9 protein-coding genes are annotated in these 10,611 nt (G+C 55.4%); 2 read left to right on the top strand and 7 right to left on the bottom strand.

Annotated features, from left to right (window positions below; genetic code table 11):
* Positions 1-1,263: type VI secretion system tip protein TssI/VgrG (gene tssI, locus ACNQ6O_RS05085; RefSeq protein ID WP_418052148.1), on the bottom strand; the 1,263-nt coding region annotated here is incomplete at its 3' end.
* A 238-nt stretch (positions 1,264-1,501) separates the two neighbouring features.
* Here tssI and ACNQ6O_RS05080 point away from each other — a divergent pair.
* Positions 1,502-2,956 (top strand): protein adenylyltransferase SelO, encoded by a 1,455-nt coding sequence (locus ACNQ6O_RS05080; RefSeq protein ID WP_418052147.1) that lies wholly within the window; start codon positions 1,502-1,504, stop codon positions 2,954-2,956.
* A gap of 20 nt (positions 2,957-2,976) precedes the next feature.
* On the opposite strand, the gene ACNQ6O_RS05075 is transcribed toward ACNQ6O_RS05080, so the two are convergent.
* Positions 2,977-4,305, bottom strand: a complete 1,329-nt coding sequence (locus tag ACNQ6O_RS05075) for an AmpG family muropeptide MFS transporter (RefSeq protein ID WP_418052273.1) — start codon at positions 4,303-4,305, stop codon at positions 2,977-2,979.
* 100 nt (positions 4,306-4,405) lie between these two features.
* Positions 4,406-4,888, bottom strand: a complete 483-nt coding sequence (locus tag ACNQ6O_RS05070; RefSeq protein WP_247064945.1) for a YajQ family cyclic di-GMP-binding protein — start codon at positions 4,886-4,888, stop codon at positions 4,406-4,408.
* Between the two features lie 135 nt (positions 4,889-5,023).
* Between ACNQ6O_RS05070 and ACNQ6O_RS05065 the strand changes: the two genes are divergently transcribed.
* Positions 5,024-5,995: a response regulator gene (locus tag ACNQ6O_RS05065; protein ID WP_418052146.1), complete on the top strand. Its 972-nt coding sequence runs from the start codon at positions 5,024-5,026 to the stop codon at positions 5,993-5,995.
* 222 nt (positions 5,996-6,217) lie between these two features.
* Here the strand turns inward: ACNQ6O_RS05065 and ACNQ6O_RS05060 are convergent, their stop codons facing one another.
* The 4 genes from ACNQ6O_RS05060 to fliD all read right to left on the bottom strand — a co-directional run bounded on the left by ACNQ6O_RS05060 (position 6,218) and on the right by fliD (position 10,487).
* On the bottom strand, positions 6,218-7,240 hold the full coding sequence (locus ACNQ6O_RS05060) for an AraC family transcriptional regulator (RefSeq protein ID WP_418052145.1): 1,023 nt from the start codon (positions 7,238-7,240) through the stop codon (positions 6,218-6,220).
* A 91-nt stretch (positions 7,241-7,331) separates the two neighbouring features.
* Positions 7,332-8,543, bottom strand: a complete 1,212-nt coding sequence (locus tag ACNQ6O_RS05055; RefSeq protein WP_418052144.1) for an argininosuccinate synthase — start codon at positions 8,541-8,543, stop codon at positions 7,332-7,334.
* 133 nt (positions 8,544-8,676) lie between these two features.
* Positions 8,677-9,078, bottom strand: a complete 402-nt coding sequence (fliS, locus tag ACNQ6O_RS05050; RefSeq protein WP_418052143.1) for a flagellar export chaperone FliS — start codon at positions 9,076-9,078, stop codon at positions 8,677-8,679.
* A 35-nt stretch (positions 9,079-9,113) separates the two neighbouring features.
* On the bottom strand, positions 9,114-10,487 hold the full coding sequence (fliD, locus tag ACNQ6O_RS05045) for a flagellar filament capping protein FliD (protein ID WP_418052142.1): 1,374 nt from the start codon (positions 10,485-10,487) through the stop codon (positions 9,114-9,116).
* Positions 10,488-10,611 lie beyond the last annotated feature (124 nt).

The following is a 10,611-nucleotide window of genomic DNA, read 5'->3' as shown; positions in this document are numbered from 1 at the left end:
AGCCCAGCCTTGGGACACGCGTAGCCACGCGCTGCTGTGTTCGTCATTCTTTGAATAGCGGTCCCACGGGAATCGCGCTTTTACCCGACCATATTGGTCGCAGTGAATCTCCTCGCCTTCCGGGCCGGTGACTATGGCTATCTGTGGCCCGTCCATCATGGGCTTGTGTTCACAGAGGGGGCGCCAGGTCTTATCGGCGGGAATGGCGGTGAATTCGTTGGTATAGCTGGTCGGTTCACTACCGCCCTCTTCTTCCAGTGCTTGCGGTTGTTTGCCGGTGTGGGTGATGGCGGTAAGCAACCATTCCCGGTTTAGGTTTAGGCTTTGGCTGTCGTGTTCTTGCAGTTCCACTTTGGCACCGGCGGCAAAGTCCGGGCGGTTGCTTTTACCTTTGGCGACGGAAGCGTCGTTTCTGAGTGCGTCTAATCGGGCGAGGGCAAACGGCTGGCCGCTGGCGTCGGCTTTGTAGCGACCGGGGTAGTCGTAATGTTGGTAGTCGTCGCGGTGGTTTACACCGCCGGCACTCTGCTCATGCATCAAGGCATAGGCAGGGTTCTTGAAGGTGTAATCTTTCATCGCCACCGATGAAGCCCGCACCCGTTCTTCGTAGGCGAAGCTGAACACGCAGGCGTGCTGGGTGCTGCCGCCGGCTTTGGTGTTGCATTCTACCGGGTCTAATTTGGGCGCATCACCGTGATGGTCGGCGATGACTAACGCGGGCTGCTCTTCACCGTCCACGCTGCCATGTTGGTAGCGGTAGTGCCAGCCTTCTTCCGCAGCCAGTCGTTCCATGAATTTCAGATCGCTTTCGCGGTGCTGGACGCAGTATTCCCGCTCTTCGGGGGAACGCTTTAAATCAAACACCGTATCCACAATACCCCGCTCCTCCAGCAGCGTGCGCACAATGGCATCGGTGGTCTGGGCCTGGAAAATCCGGCTATTGTGCATCATCCCCAAACGCCACACCGGGGGTTGGATCACCACTTCGTAATGGGTGCGGCGGTGGCCGGTGTTGCCCCGAACAAATTCGTTCACCACGCCAGTAAAGCGGCGCAAGGGCTGGCCGTCTTGCCACACCACCAAATCAACCGGCTGTTCCAGAACATCTGCAGCTTGCACGTCCGGGTCGGTGCTGGCCAGTTTCAAGCGGCCATGGGAAAGCGTGGATAAACCTTCGGTGAGTACAAAGCTGGCAACCACGAAGTGGTCTGAGGGGAATTCGCCAACTCGGGCGGTAAATTGCAATCCGCTTGCCTGGGGCATGACTTCGATCCCTGAAGTTTAAAAGTGAAAACCGACTCCTCCTGAGTCTGCGCCGATTATAACGGCCCTATTTTCGAATACAAACGCCGGTATATGCACCACATCTCAAACTCCAAACTTTTAACGCCAGTTGCATTTAACCACCCCGCTCTGCAATCTGTGGGGTCAGCCCCCCGATACATTTCACGCTACCATATGCACGGGGGTCTGACCCCATCATTGAATCAAGAGCCGAGTTATGAGCACGAATGCTTTCAACGTGGAACACCGCTATCTGGAGTTGCCGGACAGCTTCTATACCCGGGTGATGCCCAAGCCGCTCTCCGGGGCACAGATGGTGTGTTTTAACCACGCCCTTGCCGAGCAGATGGGTTTCCACGCCCGGAATGAAGAGGACTGGACCAACATCGGCGCGGGCGCAGAATTGCTGGAAGGCATGGATCCGGTCGCGATGAAATACACCGGCCACCAGTTCGGCGTCTATAACCCGGAACTTGGGGATGGTCGGGGCTTACTGCTCTGGGAAACCGTAGCCCCAGACGGCACTCGTTGGGACTGGCACCTCAAAGGCGCCGGCACTACGCCCTACTCCCGTTTTGGAGATGGCCGCGCGGTATTGCGCTCCACCATTCGGGAATACCTGTGCTCAGAAGCCATGCACGGCCTAGGCATACCCACTACCCGCGCGCTGTTTATGGTCAGCGCGAAAGATCCGGTGCGAAGGGAATCCATTGAAACCGCTGCCAGCCTCATGCGAGTGGCTCAAAGCCACATTCGCTTCGGCCACTTCGAATTCGCCGCACATCACGAAGGCCCAGAAGCAGTGAAAACGTTATTGGAACACGTGATCAGCCTGCACTTCCCGCACCTGATCAACCTACCGGAAGAACAACGCCATGCTCGCTGGCTGGATGAAGTGGTGGAACGCACGGCCCGGCTCATTGCCGACTGGCAAGCGGTCGGCTTCTGCCACGGCGTGATGAACAGCGACAATATGTCGATCATAGGCGACACCTTTGATTACGGCCCGTACGCCTTCCTGGACGATTTCGACGCCGGCTACATCTGCAACCACACCGACCAAGGTGGCCGATACGCCTACAACCGCCAGCCACAAATAGGGTTCACCAACTGCCAATATCTGGCCAGTGCGCTGCTGCCGATCATGGAAGAAGACACCATTCGCCAGTGTCTAAGCCGTTATGAAAGCGCCTACAACGAGCGCTTCAAACACAACATGTGCGGAAAACTCGGTTTGGAAGAAAAGGACGAAGGCGACCTCAGCGTAATCATGGAAACCTTCAGCATGCTGAACGAACACAAAGTAGACTACACCCACTTCTTCCGCGGCCTTTCCAATTTGAATCGCCATGGCCATGCACCGGTTCGGGACCTGTTCGTCGACCGCAGCATCGCAGACGAATGGCTGGAGCGTTACGAAGCGCGCCTGCAAAAAGAAACCCGCGCCCACGATGAGCGGGAATACGCCATGCGCCAGGTGAACCCGAAATACATCCTGCGCAACTACCTGGCCCAGCAAGTGATTCTGGAAGCCCAAAACGGCGATTACGGCCCAATGAAAGAATTACTGAAGGTCTTAGAAAACCCGTTCGACGAACACCCCGACCACGAACACTACGCCGCCCTGCCCCCGGATTGGGGCAAGCACATGAACATCAGCTGCTCATCCTGAGGGTGGGGTCTGACCCCGGATTATTTGGCGGGAGCCAAGGCGTCCAGGCGGGCGCCGTGCTTGAACAGGTATAGCACCAGAAGAATGGCCGGAATACCCATGGCGGCGGCCACGGCGAAGAATTCTGCGTAGCCGAAGTTCGCCACCACAATGCCAGAGAAGCCGCCGAGGAACTTGCCCGGCAAGGTCATTAGCGAGCTGAAGAGTGCGTATTGAGTCGCCGTGAACGAAGCACTGGTCATACTGGACAGCCAAGCAATCAACGCCACGTTGGCAATGCCGCCGCTGAGGTTATCCGCACTTACGACCACCGCCAAAGTCACTAGATCAGGTGGGTTCTGGGCCAGCCAAACAAATAGCAAGTTGGTCGCGGCCGTCAGCACGGCACCGGCCAGCAATATCCGTCGAACGCCGTAACGCATTACCAACACGCCGCCCACCAGCGAGCCGACAATGGTCATCAGGAAGCCAAACACTTTGGTCACATCCGCCACTTCGGTTTTGCTGAAGCCCATAAAGTTCAGGTAAAACGGATTAGCCATCACACCCATGGCGATGTCGGAAATCCGGTAAACCGCCACCAGTACCAAAATTGCAATCGCCAATTCCTTGTAGCGGCGAAAGAAGTCTACAAACGGGCCGGCAATGGCGGCATAGAACCAGCCGACGAAACGGGCAACTCGCGGTGGCAAATGAGTGCGTTTGCTCGCCTCTTCTTCAATCTTGTGGGCAATATCCTGTGCGGCGGCGTAGTGATTCACCTCGGGCTCACGGGCCAACAACACGGTTAACGCACCCACGCCCACCAGCGCAGCCATCACCAAATACGACACTTCCCACGACCAAAACGCGGCCAGGTAGAGCGCCCCGGCACCGGCGACCAACAGCGCCAGCCGATAACCAAAAATGTAAGTTCCCGCTAAGGCCGCCTGCAACCGCTCTTCCGCAATCTCGATACGGTAGGCATCAATGGCCACATCCTGTGTTGCCGACGAAAACGCCACCAGCAAGCCACACAGCGCCATCAGTTCCGGCGCTTTCACCGGGTCTACGGTGGCCATCAGGAACAAGCCCAGCGCAATGCCGGCCTGCGCTAATAGAATCCAACTCCGGCGTTTCCCCAGCAGCCTATCCAGCAACGGCAACTTCAGCCGGTCCACCACCGGCGCCCAAATCACCTTGATGGAATAGGTAATACCCAGCCAGCTGAAAAACCCGATGGTCGCCGTCTCAACGCCCACATCCGCCAGCCGCGCATTCAGCGTTGAAAACACCAGCAGAAAAGGCAGTCCGGCCGAGAAGCCGAGGAACAGCATGACAATCGCCTGCCAACGGGTATAGGTGTAGATGCTTTGCTGCAGCAGGGTCAGAAAGGAGCCGAGTTGGATAGGTTAATCTCCTGGGTGGTAGAACGAAGGCCGAGTGACAATCACCCGGCCCCCGCAATCATCAATCGCGGAAGTTATTAAACTGCAGCGGAATATCCAGCTCTGCCTCGCGCAGCATGGCGATAGCTTCCTGCAAGTCGTCACGCTTCTTGCCGGTCACCCGCACTTTGTCGCCCTGGATGCTGGCCTGCACCTTCATTTTCTTGTCCTTGATCATCTTCACGATCTTCTTGGCCATATCCGTTTCAATGCCTTGCTTCAGCGCAAAGTGCTGTTTCACCAGCTTGCCGGCTTTGCTCTCGCCGTCTTCCGCCAGCGCACGGCTATCAATGTTGCGCTTGGCGAACGCCATCCGCATCATTTCCACCAACTGCTCCAGCTGGAACTCCTGCTCGGCGCTCAACGTCAGGCGCTTGTCTTCCAGCTCAATCCCGGCTTCTACGTTTTTGAAGTCCCAACGGTTACCCAAATCACGCTTGGCCTGGTCTACCGCGTTGGTCACTTCGTGCATTTCAATTTCTGAAACAATATCAAAAGATGGCATAGTCGTTATTCTCCAAAGGCCGCCGAGGGTATACTAGGGCGACATTTTAAATTCTGGATGATAGAAACCGCCAAAGCATACCAAGAGCGGCGACTAATCGCATCTGACAATGGCCTGGTAACAAGTAGATACACAATGCCCAATCTCGACCTACCCATTCTCGTAGTAGATGACGCCAAATTCAGCAGTATGGTGGTCGGCCGCACCTTGCGAAATGCCGGTTACCGCGACATACGCGTAGCCAACAACGCGCCAGCCGCTCTGAAGCTTATGGAAGAACGCGCCGTGAGCGTGCTCATTGCCGACTGGCTAATGCCTGAAATGGACGGCTTGGAACTGGCCGACCGCGTTCGCCAGCAAGATGAACACGACAACCACTACACCTACATCATTCTGCTGACCGCCAAAGAAAGTGTAGAAGCCTTGTCGGAAGCCTTTGACAGAGGCGTGGACGACTTCATTTACAAGTCAGACATGACCAAACAGCTGATTCCCCGGATCTTTGCCGCCGACCGCATGGCCGATCGCCAGAACACCCTGTTGCGCGCCAACGCCCTGCTGGTCGAGAACAACCGGGAACTGGAAAACAGCAACATCATTGATCTGGAAACCGGCCTGTGTAACGCCAAATACGCCCGCGAGCGTTTGCAGAAAACCCTGCGCCATGCCGAATCCCGAGGTGGTGCCACCGCTTATGTGATGTGCGGCATCCGCAACTGGCAGGAACTGAAACGCAAGCACCCGCCCAGCATAATGAGCGAACTGTGCGTGGGCATTGCCCGCCGCCTGAACACTTTGATTCGCCCGATCGATGCCCTGTGCCGAGTCGGCGATAACCAGTTTGCGACCGTGTCTTACTTCCCGAACAGCGACCACTGCACCACCACCGCCTTTCGCCGTATCTTTGATGGCATCAACCACAAGGCACTGAAAACCTCAGCGGGCTATATTTCTGTGGAAGCCGGCATGGTGCTCTGCCGCGCCAGCGCAGAAGACGGCACACCAACGGTACAAGATGTCGAACGAGCGGCCGTGCAAGGATTGGTAGACGCTTACGAGACTCGGCGCTTTACCGAAACCAAACCGGAATTACGGGAAGGTGTGTAGCCAATACATTCAGTAACACTGCGACACAGTTCACAAACAGACTGACCGTTCGAAAAACCCTATTCTAAATTTGTGGGATCAAGCAGTACCCACCCATGGCGGAGGAGCCGTGTAGTACCTCCGCCGCCGTATGGGTGCTCTCCCTCAGGATAAACGAATTTTTCAGGCACTTTCGTTCTTTCCGAATACTATTTAGCCAGCTCCGATGAGCTGGCTTTCTTTTTATTGAGCCACACCTTTTCGATATTCACCCGGCGTCTGCCCTGTCGCTGCCTTGAACTTCCGGTGAAACGACGTAGTTTCGTTATACCCAAGCCGCAAAGCAATGTCCGGTATGCTCATCTGCGTATCGCGAAGATAATCTTCCGCCATCTGCTGGCGTACCTCATCCAACAACTTCTGATAAGAAGCACCCTCTTGGCTTAACTTACGCTGCAAGGTCCGGCTGGTCATTCCCAGATCTTCGGCAATCATATCCTGCCGGGTGATGCCTCGCGCCAGTTGCCGCTGAATCCCCTGCTTCACCTTGGTGGTCAGGTCCGTATCGGTTTCCAGTTCAGCCAATTGCGACAGCGCGTGCGCTTCCAGCGTCTTCCTAAGCAAGGGGTCTGGCTGCCGTAACCGTTCAGACAACAGCTCTTTGCTCAGCGACAGGGTATTTTCCTCTGCTCCGAACTCAATCGGGCAGCCCCAGCGTTTCTGGTATTCGCTTTCGAGCTCTGGCCCGGGCGCTTGCCGCTGCAAGGTCACCCGTAGTGGCGAAGCCTCGTTCGTATCGGCCAGCCACCGGGCGTAATTCACCCAAGAGGCAAACACGTTATCCACCACATGCGGCTGAACCATGGGGTCGGTGTAATTGCAGCGCCACACCAACGTCACGGTATCACCCGCCATCTGCATGCGAGTGGTCCCCATATCGCCCACCAGCTTTTCATAGGGTGCGATGCGGGTAACGGCCTCGCCCAAGGTGGCGCAGCTCATGGTGATGTAACCTAGCACACTATAAGAGCCCGGCTGTACGAAATCGCCGGTTTCCAGGCCTAGAATGGGATTGTTCGAACGCTCCGCCAGCAAGTGCAGGAAGGTTTGAAACTGCTCGCCGTCGATGCGGCCCTCGTCGCTGTCCAGAATGTCCTCAGACAGCCCGGACTGGCGCAGCAAATCGGCCACGGCAATCGAGTTGGCATCAGCGAAACGAACGTATTGACGAAGTGCGGCTACAGAAGCGGTTCCCAACGGGGTCATGGCGCATGCTTTGGTTGTTAGAGTTTTCAGCAGAGTATAACCAAAAACGCCCGGCATTGTGCCGGGCGTTTTTGATTCAGTAAGGCTGCTCTCAGAGCTTGCGGCCTTTACCGGCTGCAATGCGCAACCGCAGTGCGTTCAGCTTGATGAAGCCTTCCGCGTCTTTCTGATCGTAAGCACCGTGATCTTCTTCGAAGGTCGCGATGGTTTCATCGAACAGAGAGTCGTCAGACTTACGGCCAACAACGTCTACGTTGCCCTTGTACAGCTTCAGGCGAACGGTACCGTTTACGTATTCCTGAGTCTGGTCGATCAGCGCCTGCAGGGCTTCACGCTCAGGCGACCACCAGTAACCGTTGTAGATCACTTCGGCGTAACGCGGCATCAGGCTGTCTTTCAGATGCGCCACTTCGCGGTCCAGAGTGATGGACTCAATCGCACGATGCGCACGCAGCATAATGGTGCCGCCCGGTGTTTCGTAGCAGCCACGGGACTTCATTCCCACGTAGCGGTTCTCGACGATGTCCAAACGACCAATGCCGTTGGCACCCGCCAGCTTGTTCAGGTTTTCGAGAACTTCGTGAGCCTTCAGCTCCTGACCATCGATGGCAACAATGTCACCCTTACGGTAAGTCAGCTCAACGTAAGTCGGCTCGTTCGGAGCGTCTTCCGGAGACACACTCCAACGCCACATGTCTTCCTCGGCTTCCGCCCAAGGATCTTCCAGATTCATGCCTTCGTACGAGATGTGCAGCAGGTTGGCATCCATGGAGTACGGGCTCTTGCCCTTCTTCATCTCAACCGGAATGTTGCGCTCTTCACAATACTTCAGCAGCTTCTCGCGGGAGTTCAGATCCCACTCACGCCACGGTGCAATCACCTTCACACCCGGCTTCAGTGCGTAGGCACCCAGCTCAAAACGTACCTGGTCGTTACCCTTACCGGTCGCGCCGTGAGAAATGGCATCGGCGCCGGTTTCATTGGCAATCTCGATCAAACGACGGGAGATCAGCGGGCGGGCAATGGAGGTACCCAGCAGATACTCGCCTTCATAGATGGTGTTCGCGCGGAACATCGGGAACACGTAATCGCGCACAAACTCTTCGCGCAGGTCCTCGATGTAAATTTCCTTAACGCCCAAGGCTTCTGCCTTCGCACGCGCCGGCTCTACTTCCTCGCCTTGGCCGATGTCGGCGGTAAAGGTAACCACCTCACAGTTGTAAGTATCCTGCAACCACCGAACAATAACGGAAGTATCCAGGCCGCCGGAATAGGCCAGAACCACCTTTTTAATATCAGACATGTCTGTGCTCCAGACTGAACAGAATGGATGTAACAAAAAGAAGGGGCATATTGTACGGGATGGCGGGGGAGTTGGCTATTGGGAGGTGTACCCACCCTCTCGCTACAGGAGAGGGTGAAGCGGATCTAAAAGCTCAACCAATCTGGGCTGATTCGGCCAAGGCTTCTTCGCGGATGCCGTCCCAGCCTTCTTTGATGGAGCGGAGAAGGCTAATCACCTCGTCCAGCTTGGCCATGTCGTTCTTGGCGCTGGCTTCAAGAAGCGTTCGCTCCATGTAGTCGTACAACGCTTCGAGACGGGTTGCTAGCTCGCCGCCCTTTTCAAAGTCCAGAAAGCTTTTTAGCCCACCAATGATTTCGATGGCCTTACCGATCAGTTTGCCTTTACCCTCGTAATCTTTGGCCTGCATGCGGGCTTTGGCCATGTTGATGCGTTCGATGGCCCCGTTGTACAGCAGCTGGATCAGCTTGTGGGGGTCCGCATCGGTGATGCTGGTTTGGGTGTTAACACGTTGGTACGCTTGCAAACCGTTCATAACTAACCTCTTTATCTCTAACCGGGTTCAGCCGATCAATTGTTCTGGTTGTTCTGTTGAGCCAGCGCGGCAAGCTGTTGAGCAACATAATTGCCGGTACTCTGAAGCTGCGCGATTAACGAGTCAGCAGCGGAAAACTGCTTTACCAAACGGGCTCTCAAAGACTCGATTTTATCATCCAAACGAATGCGCTGATCTTGAATATCGTCGAGCCTTCGATTTAACCCCTCAGTTCGGTTATCGAGCCGACCGCTAGACTTCACATACTCATCTACCGCATTGAGCGCGCTAGATGCTATGCCGGAATCACCCGAAAAAAGCGCCTTCACGCCTTCCGGGTGGTCAGCAAGCTGCGTTTTGAATTCGCTCGCATCGAAGTCCAGCTTTCCGGTATCCGGGTTGGTTGAAATACCGAGATCGGCCAGCATCCGGACCGGTGAATTCTGGAGGTCTCCCGGAATGCTAGTTAGCAAGCCCCGCAATTCATTTTGAAGGCTACGAATGGTGGAGTCACCTGTGAGCACTCCCCCACGATCAGTGGCCGCATTGTACCCAGACGCGTTTTTGATCACGCCTTGCAGAGCATTGTACTTGTCAACAAATTCCTGGACCCGCTCTGTCACCGCATCCGGGTCTGAGTTGATGGCAACCGTAGACGTGCCCATCGACTTCAAATCAAACGTCACACCCTCTACGACACCCTCAACCGTATTCGAAGAGCGCGTGATCGCAATGCCGTTCACTTCCAGTTCCGCATTCAGAGCAGCAACGGTTTCACTCATACCCGTACCGCCGCCGTACGCAAACTGCGACAGCCCCGCATCACCAGAAGCCGTTACGCTAATTGCATTCGCCGTACCGCTCTCATCTGAAGTCATCACTAACCGATAGCCAGAACCAGTATCAACCACTCCAGCTGACACACCCGCACCGGCATCATTGATGGCATTCGCGATGCCCTGAAGGGTGTTATTGCTGTCATCGATGGTTACTTCAGTCGTCACACCACCCACCTCGAAGGTAAGCGTACCGTTGCCAAAGGTTGTTGTATCTTTATCTGCTTGGCTCGCAGAGGCCAATGACTGGCGCTGCGCCAACTGAGTGACATTCAGTGTATAGGATCCGCGTGAGACACTACCCTCATCAAGGGTGGCACCGGCAACCGCCTCGTTTGAGATACTCGAAGTGTAAGCGTCAAACGCCGTACCTGACTTCAACCCATCCAAAGGCGACTTCATTTCTTCGAGCGCATTCTTCAATGCGCCGAACGCCGAAATTTTCGCCTGTATCGCCTTTTCTTTACTATTCAGGCGCTCTTCCGTAGGGACACGCTCAGCCGCGACAAGCTTGTCGACCAGATCAGCACTAAAAATGCCTGAACCTACTCCGAGTGAAGAAATCGATGCCATGGTGCGCCTCCATAGGGGCTAAACTGCAAGTATGTCTACCGGTATATAAGAGTTATCGGCAGCAAGCGGAAAAACTTTGCCGCTTTTTTACACTTTTTATACATACATTATGGACCGAAACGAA

The organism is Marinobacter sp. SBS5 (assembly GCF_048285575.1).
In the GTDB taxonomy this organism is placed as follows: domain Bacteria; phylum Pseudomonadota; class Gammaproteobacteria; order Pseudomonadales; family Oleiphilaceae; genus Marinobacter.
This window is presented reverse-complemented; position numbering and strand designations above follow the sequence as displayed.

Excerpts from the sequence above, each read along its gene's own strand:
- ACNQ6O_RS05065 (WP_418052146.1), top strand. The coding sequence starts at position 5,024 with ATGCCCAATCTCGACCTACCCATTCTCGTAGTAGATGACGCCAAATTC.
- ACNQ6O_RS05055 (WP_418052144.1), bottom strand. The coding sequence starts at position 8,543 with ATGTCTGATATTAAAAAGGTGGTTCTGGCCTATTCCGGCGGCCTGGAT.
- fliS (WP_418052143.1), bottom strand. The coding sequence starts at position 9,078 with ATGAACGGTTTGCAAGCGTACCAACGTGTTAACACCCAAACCAGCATC.
- fliD (WP_418052142.1), bottom strand. The coding sequence starts at position 10,487 with ATGGCATCGATTTCTTCACTCGGAGTAGGTTCAGGCATTTTTAGTGCT.
- ACNQ6O_RS05060 (WP_418052145.1), bottom strand. The coding sequence starts at position 7,240 with ATGACCCCGTTGGGAACCGCTTCTGTAGCCGCACTTCGTCAATACGTT.
- ACNQ6O_RS05070 (WP_247064945.1), bottom strand. The coding sequence starts at position 4,888 with ATGCCATCTTTTGATATTGTTTCAGAAATTGAAATGCACGAAGTGACC.
- ACNQ6O_RS05080 (WP_418052147.1), top strand. The coding sequence starts at position 1,502 with ATGAGCACGAATGCTTTCAACGTGGAACACCGCTATCTGGAGTTGCCG.